We start from the raw sequence: 17,801 nt of genomic DNA, 5'->3' as shown, positions 1-17,801 counted from the left end.
CTGCTGTAACGTTCGGCCCTCGACCGGACATGGACGTGACGTGGGTTCTGGGACTGAGCAGGAAGACCGATTCCGGCGCGTCTACGCCGGCAACTTCGAGGCGCTCCTGGCGTACGCGTTGCGGCGCGTCGATCAGCCGGAGGACGCCGCCGACGTGGTCGCCGAGACCTTCCTCGTGGCCTGGCGCCGCAGCCGCGAGCTGCCACCGGACGACGAGATCAAACTCTGGCTGTACGGCGTGGCCCGCCGGGTTCTGGCCAACCATCATCGCGGTGGCATCCGGCGGGAACGACTCGGCGAGCGCCTGCGCCAGCGACTGACCGCCATCGTGACCCGGGATCCGGGTAGCGAGGTTCCGCAGCGTCTGGCCGTACAGGATGCTCTGTCCCGCCTTGCCGAGACGGACCGTGAGGTGCTCACCCTGACCGTGTGGGAGGGTTTGCAGCCGCGCGAGATCGCCGAGGTGGTGGGGGCCAGCGCGGCCGCGGTGCGCACGCGGCTGTCGCGGGCCCGGTCGCGGATGCGGGAAATGGTCGGTGACGATCTGGGATCACCCGGACATGTACTCGACGTCCTGACCGCGATCGTCCCGGAGGAGGGCCGATGACCGACAAGCACCTCGACCGCATGGTTCGAGACGCCGACCCCTACCGTCCCGATCTCGTCGCCCGCCTCGGCGGGGCGGAGCAGCAGCTCCTGGAGGAGATCATGTCCACACCGAAGCTCGATGTCGTCGAGAGCCGGGCGCCGCGCCGCGGCCTGCCCCGTCGCCTGGCCGGTGCGGTGGCCGCCGCGGCCGTCGTCACCGGTGTCATCGGCGCCACCGCCCTGCTGCTCGACCAGCCGGAGGGCGCCGCCCCCGGTGCCTGGTCCGGGCCGCTGGGCCTGCCGAGTTCCGGTACGGGCGGTACGGGCGGCGGGTACGAGCTGGACCTGAAGGCCGCGCAGGAGCATCCGCGCCTGCTGGTCGGCCAGCCCGGCTGGAAGATCACCACGGTGTACGGGTTCGCCGCCGCCGAAGGCACGATCGAGTTCGTCAACGGAAACCGGTCGGTCCAGATGAACTGGTACAAGGCCGACCAGTACGACAGCTACTACAAGGACCGGCTGGATGTCAGCAAGCCGGAGCCGACCACGGTGGCGGGCACCGAGGCGAGCGTGTTCACCTACGGTGGCGGCGACTGGGCGGCCATGCTGAAGCCGATCGACAGCTCCTTCGTCGAGTTGCGCACCAGCAGCGGCTGGGAGCGGTCCGAGTTCGACGCCCTGCTGGCCACCGTGAAGCGGGTCGACGCGAAGGCGTTCCTGGCCGCATTGCCGCCGGAGGTGGTCACCCCGGGCAAGGTCCGCGAGGAGGCCGCCAAGGTGCTCGCCGACATCCCGATCCCGCCGGGCTTCGACATGTCAGCGGTGAACGTGGACGGCGCGAACTCGCCGTACCACTTCGGGGCCGCCGTGACCGGCCAGGTGACCTGTAGCTGGATCGCCGAGTGGTCGCGGGCCAAGGAGGCCGGCGACAAGGAGGCGCAGGGCCAGGCCGCGTCCGCGTTGCAGAGCAGCCACCAGTGGAAGGTCCTCAACGACATGAACGCCGAGGGTGACTGGCCGGAGGTGACCTGGGACCTGGTAGACCAGATGATCAAGAAGAACGAGGTGCCGAAGGGCTACAAGGAGGGCCTCGGCTGCCAGTGAGCGCGGCCTAGACGAGACCGGACGGCGGCCGGACCGGCTGCCGCTGGTCGTCGCGGGCGGCCAGTTTCGCGACGGCGCGCCGATACTGGCGGGCGCTGATCTCGCCGCTGATCAGCTGGGCGACGAGGGCGCCCTCCAGGGTGGTCGGTCCGGCCGGCGGTTCGGGGACCGCCGCCGGGCCGGTCTCCGTCCCGGCCGGTTCCTGTTCCTGTTCCGGTTCCGGCCAGAAGGCGCTGGCGAGGACCAGGGCCACGGTCACGACGATGACGAGAATGATGAGCACGGCGGCCACCTCCATCGACAACACCATGGTCCCCGGAGCGCCCGCAACGGCAGGGCCGAACGGACGGAAGTGAGCCTATCCCCGCCGGTCAGGCGATGCGAGTAGCCGCGAGGTCCTCGGCGGCCTCCTTCACCTGACCGGCCAGATCACCGAGCGCCCGCGGCAGGTGCCGGCGGAACTGGTCGAACAGCCGGGCCCGGTCCCGCGGGTTGCAGTTGTCCAGCACGTACGCGTCCAGCCCGGTCGCGATGATCAGCGTGGCGAGCATCAGGTCGGCGGTCTCCAGCGTCTCGTTGTACGACAGATGCGTCCGGATCCGGGTGGTCGGCTCACCGGTGCTCTTCGGATCGGCGAACACCAGCTGCGGCGGGTGGGAGCCGAGCAGCCGCCGCTTCGCCTCCCACCGGATGGCCCCCGCCGCGATCAGCCGCTTCTCCACCAGGTCGACGGCCATGCCGCTGGTGGCGAGGTGGGCGATCCAGCGCCGCAGCGCATGCGGGCCGGGGGTGGCGGCGAGGCGTTCCAGCAGGACCAGGGTGGCCCGGTCGCCGGTCGGCCGCGGGTCGATCACGTGCACCATGTCGCCGTCCGGCTGAAGCCGGCGCCAGAACATCAGCTCGCCGAGCAGTGCGGCGCCCAGGCCCGCGCCGAGCAGCTCAGCGGTGATCAGCAGCCGCCCGCCGATGCCGTCGTGGGCTGCCAGGTAGAAGTCGTCCGCCGGAGCAAGCTTCACGGCACATCACGATATCGGCGAATGGTTGCGGTGAGGTTGCGCAGCGTCAAGACCAGGATGGACAGTGGGACGCCCTTCGTACCCCGCGGCCGGAACCGGTTAGGGTCACCGCCATGATCGACCAGGCTCCTGAACCCGCGGGCACCGTCTACGGGCAGACTCGCCGTACACCTCCGGTGATGCCGATCATCGTCGGTGTGGCCGCCGTCGCCGTGGTCGGCGTGGGCTTCGTGGCCTGGAACTCCACCGGAGGCGCCGACCGGGCGGAGTCCGCGCCGGCGGCCGTGACCGCACCGCCGTCACCGGCCGCGACCGCCTCGCCGAGTTCCGTCCCGGCCCAGCTGGCCGCCGGCACCTGGGTGGTGTCCCCGCTCGGCGACCCCGGCACCTACCTGACCACCGATGGTGATTTCGCCGCGCTGTCCCGGGTCGGCCCGCTGCCGCTGACCGTGGTTCCCGGCCTGGCCGACGGCACCTGCTACTCGTTCCACACCGAGGACGGCCACTACCTGCGCCACTACGACTACCGGCTGCGCTTCGACGTCGCGGAGGAATCGGACCTGTTCCGCGCCGACGCCACCTTCTGCCAGGAGGCGGGCACCGCGATCGGTACGGTCCGGCTGCGCTCGAAGAACTATCCGGAGTATCTGGTGCACCGGCGCGGCGAGAAGCTCTACATCGACAAGCCGGACGGCTCGGCCGGCTTCCCGAAGGCGAGTTCCTTCATGGTGCAGGAGCCGTAGGGGCCCATCGGCCCTGCCGGACGGGACCACCCGCGGCCTAGCGTTCGGGTCGTGAGGATCCGGCTTCCCGTTCTGGCCGGTGCCGCGCTCGCGCTGCTCGGCGGCCTGTACGGCGCTCTGCTGCTTCTCGGCGTGCCGGTGCCGGCGCCACCCGGCCCGGTCGACGAGGTACACGGCCCGGTGATGGTGTTCGGTTTCGCCGGCACACTGGTGGCCGTCGAACGGGCCGTCGCCCTGCGCCGCACCTGGGCGCTGTCGGCCCCGGCCTGCTCGGCCGTGGGCGCCCTGATCCTGCTGGTGTTCGGCCCGGTCCTGATCGGCCGGGCGGCCCTCATGCTGGCCTCGGTCGGACTGCTCGGCATCTACCGGGCGCTGTGGGCGCGGCAGCAGTCGGCGGCCCTGCTGGCCCAGGCGGCCGGGGCGTTCGGCTGGTACGCCGCCACCCTGCTGTGGCTGGCCGGTTACCCGGTCGCCGAGACCGTGCCGTGGATGGTGGTGTTCGTGGTCGGCACGATCGCGGGCGAGCGCCTGGAACTGGCCCATGTGGCGTTGCGCTCCCCCGCCGCCGAACGCTGGTTCCTGACCGTGATGTCGGCGCTGGTGTTCGCGGCGACCGCGGCCACGGTCCGGCCGGAGGCGGGCACCCGGCTGTTCGGGCTGGCACTGCTCGCGGTGACCGCCTGGCTGGCCGTCTACGACGTGGCCCGCCGCACCGTCCGGTCGACCGGTCTGCCCCGGTACATCGCGGTGGGTCTGCTGGCCGGCTACGGGTGGCTGGCGGTGGCCGGGCTGCTGTGGGCGGGCGCCGGGCCGGTGGCCGACGGCCCCCGGTACGACGCGACGCTGCACGCCGTGTTCCTCGGCTTCGTCCTGTCGATGATCTTCGTGCACGCCCCGGTGATCCTGCCGGCGGTGGTGCGCCGCCCGCTGCCGTACCACCCGGTGCTGTACCTGCCGCTCGCCCTGCTGCACCTGTCGCTGCTGGTCCGGGTGGTGGCCGGGGACGCCGCCGGGCTCGAGCCGGTGTGGCGCTTCGCCGGGACCGCCAACATCCTGGCCGTTCTGACCTTCGCGGGCTGCGCGGTCACCCTGTCCCGGCGGGCCTGGGCGGTGATGGCGTGAACGGGCGGGCCGGCTGGCACCGGCGTACCGGGGCTCTGCCGTTGATGTATCTGGCCGGCCTGGTGGTGCTGGCGTTCGCCCATCCGATGCTGCCCACGTGGCGGTGGCTGGCGATCCACATGCTGCTGCTCGGCGCGGCCACCAACGCCATCCTGGTGTGGGGCGCCCATTTCACGGTGGCCGTGCTACGCGCCCCGATCCCGGCCCGGCGGACCGGTGAGGCGATCCGGCTGCTCCTGCTCAACGCGGGTGTGCTGGCCGTTCTGGCCGGTGGCGCCGCGGAACTGCCGTGGATCGGCGTGGGCGGCGCGGCCGCGGTGTTCGCGGCGGTGGCCGCGCACCTGTGGTGGCTGACCGCCCGGCTGCGGTCGGCGCTGCCGGCCCGGTTCACGGTGACCGTGCACTACTACGTGGCGGCGGCCGTGGCGCTGCTGACCGGAATCCCGGCGGGCGCGTGGATGCTGGTCACCGACGACGCGGCCCGGTCCCGGCTGATCCTGTTCCACGCCCACGTGAACCTGCTCGGCTGGATCATGCTGACCATCCTCGGCACGATCCTCACGTTGTGGCCGACCGTGCTGCGGACCCGGATGGCCGACGACGCGGTCGCCGCGGCCCGGATCGCGCTGCCGCTTGCGGTGTCCGGCCTGGTCCTGCTGGCGGTGGCGGTGCTCGCCTGGTGGCCGGTGGTGACGGCCGCCGGGCTGGGCCTGATCGCGGCGGCCGTGGTCCGGACCGCGATCCCGGCGGTACGGGTCGGGCTGGCCAAACCGCCGGAGTCGTTCGCCGCCTGGTCGATCGCGGCCGGGGCGGCCTGGCTGCTGGCCGCGCTCGGGCTGGACGCGTGGACGCTGCTGACCGCGGGCGGCCCGGACGTGGCCGTGGACCGGTTCGGGATCGTGCTGCTGCCGCTGCTGGCCGGGGCGGTGGCGCAGGTGCTGCTCGGGTCGCTGGCGTACCTGCTGCCGATGGTGCTCGGCGGCGGCCCGGCCGTGGCGCGGGAACGGAGCGCGGCGCTGGACCGGAACTGGGCGCAGCGGGTCGCGATGGCCAACGCCGCGCTGCTGGCGTTCCTGCTGCCGACCGGCCCGTACGCCCGGATCGCCACGTCGTTGCTGCTGCTCGTCGCGTTGTGCCAGTTCCTGGTGCCCGCCGTACGCGTACTCGTGCAAGCCCGGAGGTAACCGCCGTGTCCCGTCCGCTCGGCGGTGCAGCCGCCGGTGTCGCCCTGGTCCTGCTGGCCGTGCTGGCCGGCACCGTGGCGCAACGCGCCACCGACCCGCCCACGACCGTCGCGGCGGCGGACGTCGCCCCGACCGGCCACACCACGACCGTGGCGGTGACCGCGAAGGACATGCGGTACCACCCGGACACGATCACCGTGCCGCCCGGCGACCGGCTGGTCATCGAACTGACCAACGACGACGAGCGGCGGCACGACCTGGTTCTGGCCAACGGCGCCCGCACCGGAATGGTCGAGCGGCACGGCACCGCCCGCCTGGATGCCGGCGTCGTCGGCGCGACGGTCGAGGGCTGGTGCTCACTGCCCGCGCACCGGCAGGCCGGCATGACCCTGACGATCGTCACCGGCGCCGGCACGCACATGGCGGCCGATGAGCACGGCATCGAAACCGTCCGGGACGCCACCGCGCCGACCACGCCGGCGGAGGCGGTGCACCGCGTCGACCTGCACGTCAAGGAGGTGCAGATCGAGGTGGCCCCGGGTGTGCGGCAACTGATGTGGACATACGGCGGCACGGTTCCCGGCCCGGTGCTGCGCGGCCGCGTCGGTGACGTCTTCGAGGTGACGCTGACCAACGACGGCACCATGGATCACGGTGTCGACTTCCACGCCGGGGCACTCGCCCCGGACCAGCCGATGCGCCCCATCGACCCGGGCGAGTCGCTCACCTACCGGTTCACCGCCACGAAGGCCGGCATCTGGATGTACCACTGCTCGACGATGCCGATGCTGCACCACATCGGCAACGGCATGTACGGCGCGGTGATCATCGATCCACCGGATCTGGCCAAGGTCGACCACGAGTACGTGCTGGTCCAGTCGGAGCTGTACGCCGGCGCCGACGGCCAGGTCGGCGACCTGGCCAAGATGCAGGCCGAGCAGCCGGACGCGGTGATGTTCAACGGCCACCCGAACCAGTACGCGCACCGGCCGCTCACCGCGACGGCCGGCGACCGGGTACGGATCTGGGTGCTGGACGCCGGCCCGAACCGCTCGTCGTCGTTCCATGTGGTCGGCGCCCAGTTCGACACGGTCTATCTGGAGGGCCGCCGGGTGCTCGGGCCGGACGATCCGGGCGGCGCCCAGGTGCTGCAACTGGGCCCGGCCTCCGGTGGCTATGTGGAGGCGGTCCTGCCGGAGTCCGGCCACTACCCGTTCGTGAGCCACTCGATGGTCGATGCCGAGCGCGGAGCCCGCGGCGTGATCGAGGTGGGCCCGGCGTCGTAGCGCGCGGAGCAGCCGGCCCACCGTTCCTTCCGAATCGGGTGCCTAGCAGATCAGGCGGGCGGCCGCCCAGTCGCCGTGGTCCGCGCCGACACCGTCGCCGCCGTCGGTGATCCGTAGTTCGAGGCGGCTGCCGCCGGTCACGTCCGCGGTGAGCGGCTGGGCGGAGGCCGTCCCGGTGAGCCGGCCGGACGACGACTTGAGGACACCGTCCACCCACACCTCGAATGCCACCGACCCGGACGAGCCCATCTCGTCGTCCACGCCGACGTCGGCGCGGAAGCCGGTGCAGCCGCGGCCGGTCAGGTCGACCGCCACCCGGGACACCGCGTGCCCGCCGAGACCCTTGTCGTAGACGACACCGCCGATGGTGATCGGGCGGCCGTCGCCGGCGGGCTGCTCGGCGTTGCTGCGGTCGCGTTCCACCGGGCCCCAGCCGTTGACCTGGTCGAGGAACGGCAGGTCGCTCACCCACAGCGATCCGGACGGCAGCGGGGTACGGACGACGGCCGTGGCCCGTACCGTGCTGCGGAACCCGTCCGGGGTCGCCGAGGTGACCGTCGCGGTGAGCTGGTGCTGTCCCCAGTCGGTGCCGGCCGGGGCGGTCACGTCGAAGCCGCCGTCGACCGGTGTGACCTGCCAGCCGTCCGGCGCCTCCAGGGTGGTGACGACATCCTCGGGCGCACTGGCGCAGCGCGGGGTGACGGTCACGCCGATCCGCTCGGGCACCCCGGCCTCGGCCGTCCCGTCGGTCTGCACGCTGACGTCCGGCGGGCAGGGCGCGGCGGCGGCTGAGTCCGGTAGCCCACCGGTCGACAGTGGCCGCAGCACCAGCTCGTAGTCGTAGGCGGCGCCGGGCGCCAACCGGTACGGGGCGAGCACCGAGTTCGGCGTCTCCCCCATGCCGGTCTCCCCGGTGGCGGCGTGCAGGGTCACCCAGCCGGCGTTACGCACGAACGGCAGCTGATGGTCGTACTCGGCCCGGTCCAGGTCGTCGTAGCGGCTCACGCTGACGTCCAGCGATTCGCCGACCGGGCTGCCGACCAGGATCCCGGTCCGGCGGCCGTCGCTGAGCGCCGCCCAGCGGGTGCCGGTGTGGTTGCCGTTCGCCTGCGGTCGTGAATAGGCCGTGAACTGGTCGTTCACACTGCTGCTCCACACGCCGACGGTCGCGGCGCTCTGCCGGTCGTTGTAGGTCTCGTGCGGTCCGGTGCCGTACCAGGTGAGTTCGTCCATCGACGCCGGGACCTTGACCTGCACACCGACCCGCGGCAGGTAGGGCAGCGAACCGACCCGGCTGCCCTTCGCCTGCACGGCGTGGGCCAGGGTGAGGACACCGTTCGCGTCGATCCGGTACGTCAGGGTCTGCCCGATCGCGAACACGTCGGCCAGGCCGGGGGCGGCCGCCGTGGCCCGGACAGTGATCACCGCTTCACCACCGTCCACCTTCGCCGACACGTCCTCGACGGTGGTCCTCAGCCGGTCGAGCCCGGCGTCGTGCCAGATGTTGCGGTCGGCGGTGCCCCAGCCGTACGTCTCGTTGCTGGTCGGAGGCCGGTAGACGTCCAGTTCCGGCCCGGCGGTGAGCAGCTCACGACCGTCGGCGGCCATCGACGTGAGAATCCCGTCGGCGAACCGGTAACGCCAGCCGTCACCCCGTACCTCGATGGTGTCGTCGTGGTGGCGGAGAGCCGGCGCCCGGCCGCTCGCCGGACCCGGCAGGATGCCCGGAACCACCCGCCCACCGGCGGCGAACTGCTCCTTCGCGAAAACCCACCCCTTGCGCGCCCACGGCAGGTCGTCGACCGTCACCGCCTCCAGGTCGAGCCAGCGCTCCCGGTCGTCCGGGTTGGCGGGCGCCGCGCCCAGGTCCAGTTCGGCCGTCTCACCGGCCGGAAGATCCAGCGACCGTACGCCGCCGCGCAGCTTGCGGTCGACCTCACGGTGTGACCAGTTCAGCCGCAACCGCAGGGTTCCGGCCGTCTGCTCGTTGTGCACCCGGACGATCCCGGCGGCCGCGTCGACCACGGTGAACCGGATCGGCGAGTGCGCCCACGCCACCTCCTCGGTCTCCGGCTGCAACCGGCGGTCGGAGGTGACCATGCCGTCGGTGCCGGACAGGCTGATCCCGAGGCTGAGGAAGTCGCCGCGCCGCTCGAACCGGTCGAGGTCGAGCGCCAGGATCGCGTCGTCCTTCGGGTCGGCCGCCAACTGTTCGGTGGTGAGCGCGGTGCCGTAGACGCGGACGTCGTCGACCAGTCCGCGGCCCGTGCGGACGCGAAGGTCGTCCTGCTGGGTCTCGGCGTTGCGGCCCACGTTGACCTCGTACAGGCCGGGGTCGATCGTGCCGGTGCGGGCCGTTTCCGCGGTCTGCACACCGTCGATGAACAGGCGCAGTGCGGAGCCGTCGTAGGTTCCGGTGACCCGGTGCCACTGGTCGTACCAGTCGGCCGGCACGTCGGCGGCCACCGAGATGTAGTCACCGAGATCCACCCCGAATTCGAGGGTGTCCTGGTCACGCATCTGGAGTGCGTATGCCCGCCCCTTGGTGACGATCGGGAAACTGCCCGCCCACTGTCCCGGTTTCACCCAGGCGTCCAGGGTGACCTGCGCGGTGAGGTCGAGCCGCCGGTCGCGGAACACATTGACGAAGTCGTCAAGACTGGACAGGTTGATCGCCTTCCCGCGGTGCCCGTCAATGTGGACGGGCTTGCCGACCAGGAATGCCTGGATCCGGTTGCCCGACGAGTCCGGAGTGGTGATCAGCGGCTGGCGCAGGTTCTGGTCGGCCCAGTCCCACACGAAACCGCCCTGCATCGACGGCTGCCTGCGGGCGATCGCCCAGAACTCGTCGAAGTTGCCCATGCTGTTGCCCATGGCGTGCGCGTACTCGCCCATGATGATCGGCTTGGTGCCGGTGCGGGCCTTGTTCTCCAGCGACGCCGGAGTGGGATAGCGCGGCCCGGACACGTCGGCGAACGGGGCGTCGCCGTCCGGGTTGTTCGACTGGTGGTAGAGCGGCCGGGTCGGCTCGTTGGCGTCCGCCCACTGCGCCATCGCGTAGTGGGCGGTGCCGAGACCCGCCTCGTTGCCGGTGTCCCACAGCAGCACGCTCGGATGGTTGCGGTCGCGGGCCACCATCGCCCGGAACCGGTCGGCGAACGCGTCCTGCCACTCCGGTTTCGAGGCGAGACAGGTGCTGGGGCAGTTCTCCCGCGAGTGGGTCTCGATGTCCACCTCGTCGTCGATCCACAGGCCGTACCTGTCGGCCAGGTCGTAGAGGTACGGGTCGGACGGGTAGTGGGCGGTCCGTACCGCGTTGACGTGCAGCTTCTTCATGAGGAACACGTCGTCGCGCTGTGCTTCGCGGGTCAGGTGACGGCCGCTGTCCGGATTCGTCTCGGCCCGGTTCACGCCCTTCACCAGGATGCGCCTGCCGTTGACGAGCAGCTGCCTGTCGCGGATCTCGATCTCGCGGAAGCCGACCGGTTGCGCGCTCATGTGTGCCACGTGGCCGTCCGGGGCGATCAGTTCCAGGCCGAGCGTGTAGAGGTTGGGGTCCTCGGCCGTCCACTTCGCCGGATCGGTGACGAGGGTGCTCAGCCTGACGGCGCCCTGGTCGACGTTTCCGTCGACAACCGCGACGGTACCCCCGGTGGCGTCCCGCAGCGTGCCCCGCACCGCATAGCCGTCGCTCGCCCCAGCCACCTCCACCCGGGCGGTCAGTGTCGCGTCACGATAATCGTTGTCGAGATCGGTGGTGAGGTACGCGTCGCGCAGCCGCACCTGTTCGGTACGGTACAGCCACACGTCCCGGAAGATGCCGCTGTACCGCCACTGGTCGAAGTCCTCCAGGTAGGAGCCGGAACCCCATCGGTGCACCTGGACCGCGATCGTGTTGCGCCCCGGCCGCAGGAACTCGGTCACGTCGAACTCGGCCGGGGTGTAGCCACCCTGGTCGTAGCCCACGTAGCGGCCGTTCACCCAGACGAAGTATCCGCTGGTCACACCCTCGAATCGGAGGAACTCGCGGCCGCCGTCCCAGTTCTGCGGCACGTCGAACGTCCGCACGTACGCGCCGGTCGGGTTGACGTCCTTCGGCACGAACGGCGGGTCGTCCGGCCAGACCTCCTCCGGAATGTTGCGGAACATCGGATGGTCGATGAAGTCGGACTGCCAGGTGTGCGGCACCGACACCCGTTTCCAGTCCGACACGTCATAGCCGTCGGCGGCGAACCCGGACGGCACATCGTCCGGCCGGTCGAACAGCCGCATCCGCCAGCCACCGTTCAGACTGGTCACCCACGGTGACTTCGCGTCCTTCGTGGCGGTCGCGGTCGCGAAGGGCCGCAGGTCGGCGTGCGGCGCCTCCTGGCCCTCACCCGTCATCCGCGGATCCTCCAGGTAGCGATACACATCCGCGACGCTCTGCGGTCCGGCGGCGGCGAGCGCCGGGCTTGCCGGAACGCTCACACCCGTGATCAGCACCAGGATCAAAGTCAAGATCTTCTTCACGGTACGGCCTTCGCGTTCACTTCCACCTCACTGACAGTGATGTACCCGGAAGGGCGAGCGGTCATCACGATCCGGGCCGCGACGACCGGACCGGCAGAGGCGACCGGGACGTCGACGACAGGGCTGCCCTCGGTCGGCACCGGGATGTCGGCGCTCGCGTCGGTCCAGACGCCGCCCGCGCCGAGCAGTTGCACCCGCAGGCTCGCCGGGAAACTGAGGTTGGCGCCGTCCCGGTAGAAGTAGGTGACGACGCGGGTCAGGTCACGTTCGGCGGGCAGCGTCACGGTGATCGTGTCGGACGGGTTCTTGGTGCCGGACCGCCAGTTCGACCACGCTTTCTCGGAACGGTTGCCGTTTCGCAGACCGGCCGCCGAGTAGCCGCTCTCGGTGTAGGTGGCGGACACCGTCACCCCGTCGTCGAGGGCGGCGTTGACCTCGATCGGCTCGACCACGGTGACGGTCGCGGTGGCCGGCAGGGTGGTCCCGTCGGCGACCGTGGCCGTGCCGGTCACCGGGAACTCGCCGAGCCGGTCCAGGACCGGAACCTCCCAGGTGACGGGCAGTTCGGCCCGGCCGCCGTGCCGTCCGACGCCGGTGACCGTCGCCGGCAGCGCCGGGCGCCCGCCCGGGTAGGTGGTGGCCTGCGCCGGCAGCGTCCTGACGAAGGTGTCGACGGTGACGACGGCGGTGGCCCGGTGGGTTCCGCCGAGCGGATCGGTCGCGGTCCCGGCGACGGTCACCGTGCCGGGCCGCCGCCAGCGCCGCTCGTCCGGCATGTCCCACACCACCGGCAGACTGCCGCGAGCACCGTCGCGGTAGACCGGCGCGACGCGCTCCGGCAGCGTGGGCGCCAGTCGCGGTACGGTGTGCGCCGCCACCGTCCGCGTCCGCAGCACCGTCTCATCGACGATCGCCCACCGCTGGTTGGCTCCCGAACTGGGCGTATAGGTGCCCACCGGGCTCCCGTCCGCGGTCGCCTGCCCGGTCACATCGACAAGGCGCCCACTCCCGACGTTGACCAGCGTCCACGTCCCGTCCCCGGTACCGGACAGAATCCACTGCGCCGCCTCTTCCACCGCGGCGGCTCCACCCGCACCAGCGTCCGCCGGAGCAGCTTCGCTGTCCCCCACGGCCACCGAGGTAGCTCCGCTCTCTCTCACATCCACCGCGCCGGCTGCGCTCGCGCCCACGTCGGCGGCGCTCCCGGCTTCGGCGGGCCTCTGCTCGACGGTGGGAGGCGGCTCCAGGACCAGGATGTTGTTGCGGACGGCGAGCCTTGCTCCCGAGGCCGCCGCGCTCACGGCGTACCTCTCCCGGTTGGTGTTGCCGGAGGTCAGCTTCGTGATGGACCACAACTGGCCCGGATCCCCGGCGGCGTTGGTGCGAAGCACCGCCGCCGTCCCGCCGGCGTTCGGGGTGAGCGACCGCCCACTCGCGACACCCTGCACCCGGTAGACATGACCGGACCGGATCAATGCGGCGTCACGGTCGACCCCGCGCACACCGTCGACCAGGAACGTCGTGACCGACTGCGCAGGCACCGTCAACGTGGCCCGATCACCACGCACACGGACCGGACTGCCCTTGATCAACGCACCGCCGGCACTGGTGACGACCGGCGTGACGGACGCACCGGACCGCACGGACCGAAATGCCGACAGGTCAATGTTGACGATCCTGTCGACTGCACTTGAGTTGACGTGTACAACCGTCAAGTCATCACCGGACGGCTTGATCGCGGCGACAGTTGACGTGTCGTCAACCTTGACGAAGCGATCACCAGGACGGATGTGCTGAGTGAAGTTCCGGATCGTGTCGAACTTGGAGTTCGTCTTGATCGGGCAGGTCTCCAATGTCGCATCAGCCGTGCAGTTGAACGGGATATGGATGCTTCCCCAGTTGCCGTTGCCGGCCTGCTGCGGGACAGCGTCCTCGATCGGCTGCCAGAACACCCAGGCGGACGGCTCCAGCTCACGGATGTCGTCGACCATGCGTGTCGCGATCCCGAGCCCGGGCAGCATCCCGGTGTAGTCGGTCGTCCCGGGACCCCAGTTCCCCTCGACCTCACTCATCCAGAGCCTCTTGCCGGCCGCTTTCGCCGCGTCACGCACGCTGGTCCGCGACCCGGTCCCGTACGTGTGCACGTTGAGCTGCGAAACCGCGGCCCGGGCCTCGGCGCCGTACGCGTTCCAGTTCGTCATGAAGATGCCGGGATTGGTCTCGTCCATGGCGGACACCGTCACCCCGGCCCGTGCGGCCCTGTCCCGCAGAGCGAGGATCACCGCCTGTTGCAGAGCGGGCCCGGCGTGCGCCCCCTCCTGCCGTCCACCGGTCGGCTGCCCGTCAGCGCCGAGCGTCGTACCCCAGTAGTTGGTGTTGGGTTCGTTGAGCGGATCGATGGTGGCGAAGTCGATGCCGTGCGCGTCCTCGATGTGCTCCGCCACGGTGGTCAGGTAGGTGGCGAACTCGTCCACCCGGTCCGCCCGGATCTGATCCGCGCTGGAGTCGAAACCGCCGGAGACGTAGCCGCTGACGGTCTGGAAGTACGGCGGCGAGTTGCTGAACGCCTCCCAGATCGTCACGTCGTCCTTGATCTGGTCGATCCACCAGCGCTGATTGGCGTCGGCGTCCAGGTCCCAATGCGACGGATCCTCCGGGTTCCACCACTCCCGGTCGGCGACCGTGGTGCCGGCCGGAGCCTTCCAGAAGCCCGGCATGGTGGCGCCGTTCTTCATATAGTTCGTGCGCACGCCCGGCGCGTTGCCGCCGCCGATGTTGTAGCGGGCGATGTTGAGGTCGAGCCCGTCCGGCCCGAACAGCATGTCGGCGAGTTTCCGGCGGATCGGCTCGGGGTAGCCACCGGTGGCGTTGGCGAACCAGACCAGGCTGGTGCCCCAGCCCTCGAACTCCTGCTGCTGGTAGCCGGGGTCGATGCGGATGGTCCTCGTCTCGGTGACCGTCTCCGCCCTGGCCGCCGCCGGCAGAAGCACGACGGCGAGCAGGGCGACGACGACTCCGGCGACCAGCCGCCGAAGAGCGACCAGCCGCCGAAAGACGACCAGCCAACGGAGAGCGAGCGGCCACCGAAGAACGACCGGCCACCGAAAGACGAGCAGCCGCCGAAGAACGACCGGCCGCCGAAAGACGGCCGGCCACCGGAGAGCGAGCGGCCACCGGAAGGCAAGCAGTCCTCGGGACATGACGGTTCCCCATCCGCTGTGGCGACATAACGATCACAACGGCAACACGTTCGACCAGAAGCGAACACGTTCCGTCGAATCGAGACGTTACAACAGGGATCTCCGACATGGAACAGCGTCGATGAATACGTTTACCGGTCGATCCGCACGGCCTTGGGATGGTCGACCAGGAACGACCCCACCCGGTCCTCGGCGACGGCCGCGAAGAAGCCCTTCACCCCGGGCAGGAACTTCTCACCCCGGTAGACGCCACCCTCGAACAGCGCCGTGCCGGGCAGGTCGATCGAGGTCATGCTCCGGACGTCCAGCTTGCGTGCCACGGTCAGCCAGTCGGCGAGCCGGATGCCACCGTCCACGACGGTCAGCGAGTCACCGGCGGACCGGACGATCTTGGTGACGTCCCGTTTCATCACCCGCTTGGCCATCGCCTTCAGGAACTGCCGCTGGTGCCGCGTCCGGTCGTAGTCGCTGCGTGGCAGGCCGTACCGCTGGCGCACGTAGTCGAGAGCCTCCCAGCCCCGGAACCGCACCGGGGTGGCGCTGAGCGGATAGGTCTTCTGCGAGCCGACGTACGGGCGCAGGCACGTGGTCGTGCACACGGCGGTCCGGTCCCGCGGGCTGCCGTTCGGCTTGAGATGCTCCGACTTGACCACCTGGTCGACGGGCACCCGCACGCCGCCCATCGTGTCGACCACCTTCTTGAAGCCGCCGAAGTTCACGATCGCGGCGGCGTCGAACGAGCGGATCCCGGTGAGGTTGCCGACCGCCCGGGCCAGCAGGTAGACGCCCTGCCGGGGGCTGAACGTCCCGTTCGGCATCTGGCTGCCCAGCGCCATGGCGGCGTTGATCTTCGTCCGCACGGCGGCGGTGCCGGACGCCTTGAACGCCGGGATCCGCACCACCAGGTCCCGCGGCACCGAGAAGAGGTAGACGTCCTTCCACCCCGACGGCACGTGTGCCACGACGATCGTGTCGGACAGCGGCTTGACGTGCGAGCCACGCGGGTCGATGCCGACGAGCAGGAAGTTGAGGGGCCGGCGGACATCGGCCGGCCGTACGGCAGCAGGCGAGCCGGCGCCCGGAATGCCCTCCTTGCGCGGCCCGCCCGCCGCGACCGCCGCCCCGGCCGGGATCAGCAGAAGGGCTCCCACGGCGATACTGATCCTGGCCCACAACGGAGCCCGGCGACCTTCGGACCTGGCCATTTGACGCGATACCTCCCGATTTCAGCCAACTCGCGCATGATCACACGGTTGGCGGGAGGCGGGAGGCGTTATGCCGTCCTAGTAAGTCCGTCGCGTTCGGCGACTACCCCGGTACCGCCGCGCCTGCTGGGCCCGGCGCCGCGTCACGAGGAGCACGACGAATCCCACCGCCACGGCCGGGAACGCCACCAGCATGACCGGCGAGATCCCCCAGCCGGTGGCCGCGGGAGTCGTGGGTGGTGCGGCTGCGGCCGCCCCCTTCGTACCGGAAGTGCCTGAAGGTTTGGTCCTGGCCTGTCGTGACGGGCTCGGCGAGGGCGTGGTCGCCGCCAGATCGTCCCCGATCACCGACATGATCCACGGGCGCAGGGCGTCGACCCGCGTGGCGGTGTCCGGTCCGGTGTGCGGGCAGTCGGGCCCGCGGCTGACCACCGCGATCAGTACGGCGCCGGCCTGCTCCTCGGTGAAGTACGGCCCACCGGAGTCCCGCTCGCAGGGGCTGGTGTTCGACCTTGGCGCGATCCCGGACAACCCCATCTCGGTGGCCGCCACCGAGGTGACCTCGAACCGGCCGGTCCGCATCCGGTTGGGGGTGTTCGACGCGTTCGGGCTGGTGAACCCGTACCCGACGAGCCGCGCCTCCTGCCCGGAGGCCGGTTTGCGCTTACTGAGCCGCAGCGGGGTGATGCCGGTGATGGCCCGGTCCAGACGGATCAGCGCGACGTCCGACTTCCCGTGCTGCTCGACCTGGACGACGTTGGCGGTGAACCCGGCCTTTCCGGTCAGATCGGCCCGTCCCACGGTGGCGATGGTCTTCTCCGCCACGGTCCGCGACACCCGCCGCCCGTTCTCGTCCCGGAAACAGTGCGCCGCCGTGATCACCCAGCGGGGCGAGACCAGCCCGCCGGAGCAGGAGCTGTCCCGGGTGCCGCCGTCGGCCGTGGGGATCCCCAGCGCACTGATCTTGACGGCGAACGGGTACCGGCCGTCGGGCACGCTGTCCCCGTTGGCGATGGCATGGGCGGGCCCACCGAACACCCCCAGCACCATCGAGAGCACGGCCAGCCCAGTGAGGAACTTCGCTATCGCTTTCAACGGGTGTGGAGAGTACGCCACCGCCGCAACCCTCCCTAAGCCGACCGAGCCTCCTCAATGAGGACGATTCGCGACCCGCACCGGTTGCACGAAAGCCCGCCACCGTTCTCTACGGTGGCCGCGCCACAACCGTTCAAGCGGCGGCGCCGCGGAGAACGGCGTCGACGAGGGTCTCGGCGAACCTGTCCTCCGGGATCGCGAGGTTGAAGTGGAAGATCGACTGCATCATGCCGGGCGCCGACAGCATGATCTGAGTCAACTCGACGTCGAGGTCGGGCCGTAGCTCGCCGGTCTCGATGCCGCGCCGCAGCACCTGGCGGGTCACCTCGCGGCGGGGCTCGATGAAGTCCCGGTACATCCGGCTCAGCTCGTCGTCGCGGAGCAGCTCCGGCATCAGGCAGGCGGTCACCTTGCTGTGCCGCTGGGCGCGCGCTGTGCGGTTCGCCTGGACCAGCGCGATCAGGTCCTCCCGGACCGAGTGGCCGGCCAGTTCGGGCAGCGGGCCCTTCATGGCCCGGACCGCGTCGATGAGCAGCGCCTCCTTGTTGGGCCAGCGCCGGTAGATGGTGGCCTTGCCGACGCCGGCCCGAGCGGCGACCGCCTCGATGGAGACGGCCGCGGCGCTCTGGCCCTCGCCGAGCAGCGCCAGCACCGCGTCGAGGATGGTCTCGTCGGCCTGGGCGCTGCGGGGCCGGCCAGGAGCCTTGCGCTCCTGGCCGGCCGCGGTGCTGGTGTTCATGGCGTTC

General features: G+C 70.9%; 13 protein-coding genes. 6 read left to right on the top strand and 7 right to left on the bottom strand.

The window, feature by feature from the left end; translation table 11 throughout:
- Positions 1 to 40: 40 nt before the first annotated feature.
- Together BJ964_RS27070 and BJ964_RS27065 are read left to right on the top strand one after the other, a co-directional pair.
- Positions 41 to 607, top strand: a complete 567-nt coding sequence (locus BJ964_RS27070) for an RNA polymerase sigma factor (RefSeq protein WP_188123303.1) — start codon at positions 41 to 43, stop codon at positions 605 to 607.
- A complete protein-coding gene (locus tag BJ964_RS27065) occupies positions 604 to 1,692 on the top strand; it encodes a hypothetical protein (RefSeq protein ID WP_188123302.1) in 1,089 nt (362 codons plus the stop codon). Before BJ964_RS27070 ends, BJ964_RS27065 begins: the two co-directional genes overlap by 4 nt.
- A 7-nt stretch (positions 1,693 to 1,699) precedes the next feature.
- On the opposite strand, the gene BJ964_RS27060 is transcribed toward BJ964_RS27065, so the two are convergent.
- Positions 1,700 to 1,975 carry a hypothetical protein gene (locus BJ964_RS27060; RefSeq protein WP_188123301.1) on the bottom strand — a complete coding sequence of 92 codons (276 nt, stop codon included), beginning with the start codon at positions 1,973 to 1,975 and terminating at the stop codon, positions 1,700 to 1,702.
- A gap of 88 nt (positions 1,976 to 2,063) precedes the next feature.
- Positions 2,064 to 2,708 carry a GOLPH3/VPS74 family protein gene (locus tag BJ964_RS27055; RefSeq protein ID WP_188123300.1) on the bottom strand — a complete coding sequence of 215 codons (645 nt, stop codon included), beginning with the start codon at positions 2,706 to 2,708 and terminating at the stop codon, positions 2,064 to 2,066.
- A 113-nt stretch (positions 2,709 to 2,821) separates the two neighbouring features.
- On the opposite strand from BJ964_RS27055, the gene BJ964_RS27050 reads away from it, so the two are divergent.
- Genes BJ964_RS27050 through BJ964_RS27035 form a run of 4 tightly spaced genes read left to right on the top strand, consistent with a single transcriptional unit; the run spans position 2,822 to position 7,043 of the window.
- The gene (locus BJ964_RS27050) at positions 2,822 to 3,451 is read left to right on the top strand and encodes an AbfB domain-containing protein (RefSeq protein ID WP_188123299.1); all 630 of its coding nucleotides are present in this window, start codon (positions 2,822 to 2,824) and stop codon (positions 3,449 to 3,451) included.
- Positions 3,452 to 3,502: 51 nt separating this feature from the next.
- Entirely contained in the window at positions 3,503 to 4,573 is a 1,071-nt protein-coding gene (locus BJ964_RS27045; RefSeq protein WP_188123298.1) for a hypothetical protein, read from the top strand.
- Complete coding sequence (locus BJ964_RS27040; RefSeq protein WP_229807442.1) at positions 4,570 to 5,757, top strand: hypothetical protein; 1,188 nt, start codon at positions 4,570 to 4,572, stop codon at positions 5,755 to 5,757. Before BJ964_RS27045 ends, BJ964_RS27040 begins: the two co-directional genes overlap by 4 nt.
- Before the next feature lie 5 nt (positions 5,758 to 5,762).
- Positions 5,763 to 7,043 (top strand): multicopper oxidase domain-containing protein, encoded by a 1,281-nt coding sequence (locus BJ964_RS27035; RefSeq protein ID WP_188123297.1) that lies wholly within the window; start codon positions 5,763 to 5,765, stop codon positions 7,041 to 7,043.
- 42 nt (positions 7,044 to 7,085) lie between these two features.
- Here BJ964_RS27035 and BJ964_RS27030 read toward each other — a convergent pair whose 3' ends face one another.
- The 5 genes from BJ964_RS27030 to BJ964_RS27010 all read right to left on the bottom strand — a co-directional run bounded on the left by BJ964_RS27030 (position 7,086) and on the right by BJ964_RS27010 (position 17,794).
- Entirely contained in the window at positions 7,086 to 11,555 is a 4,470-nt protein-coding gene (locus BJ964_RS27030) for a glycoside hydrolase family 2 TIM barrel-domain containing protein (RefSeq protein ID WP_229807441.1), read from the bottom strand.
- Positions 11,552 to 14,755 carry an RICIN domain-containing protein gene (locus BJ964_RS27025; RefSeq protein WP_188123296.1) on the bottom strand — a complete coding sequence of 1,068 codons (3,204 nt, stop codon included), beginning with the start codon at positions 14,753 to 14,755 and terminating at the stop codon, positions 11,552 to 11,554. Before BJ964_RS27025 ends, BJ964_RS27030 begins: the two co-directional genes overlap by 4 nt.
- 131 nt (positions 14,756 to 14,886) lie before the next feature.
- Positions 14,887 to 15,906: an LCP family protein gene (locus BJ964_RS27020; RefSeq protein ID WP_229807440.1), complete on the bottom strand. Its 1,020-nt coding sequence runs from the start codon at positions 15,904 to 15,906 to the stop codon at positions 14,887 to 14,889.
- 132 nt (positions 15,907 to 16,038) lie between these two features.
- Positions 16,039 to 17,076: a S1 family peptidase gene (locus tag BJ964_RS27015; protein WP_229807439.1), complete on the bottom strand. Its 1,038-nt coding sequence runs from the start codon at positions 17,074 to 17,076 to the stop codon at positions 16,039 to 16,041.
- 112 nt (positions 17,077 to 17,188) lie between these two features.
- Complete coding sequence (locus BJ964_RS27010; RefSeq protein WP_307838046.1) at positions 17,189 to 17,794, bottom strand: TetR/AcrR family transcriptional regulator; 606 nt, start codon at positions 17,792 to 17,794, stop codon at positions 17,189 to 17,191.
- Between the last annotated feature and the right edge of the window lie 7 nt (positions 17,795 to 17,801).

This window comes from Actinoplanes lobatus (assembly GCF_014205215.1).
GTDB classification, from domain to species: Bacteria; Actinomycetota; Actinomycetes; order Mycobacteriales; family Micromonosporaceae; genus Actinoplanes; species Actinoplanes lobatus.
Note: the sequence above shows the minus strand (reverse complement) of the source record. Positions and strands in the feature narration are given on the sequence as shown.

Excerpts from the sequence above, each read along its gene's own strand:
- BJ964_RS27025 (WP_188123296.1), bottom strand. The coding sequence starts at position 14,755 with ATGTCCCGAGGACTGCTTGCCTTCCGGTGGCCGCTCGCTCTCCGGTGG.
- BJ964_RS27065 (WP_188123302.1), top strand. The coding sequence starts at position 604 with ATGACCGACAAGCACCTCGACCGCATGGTTCGAGACGCCGACCCCTAC.
- BJ964_RS27010 (WP_307838046.1), bottom strand. The coding sequence starts at position 17,794 with ATGAACACCAGCACCGCGGCCGGCCAGGAGCGCAAGGCTCCTGGCCGG.
- BJ964_RS27050 (WP_188123299.1), top strand. The coding sequence starts at position 2,822 with ATGATCGACCAGGCTCCTGAACCCGCGGGCACCGTCTACGGGCAGACT.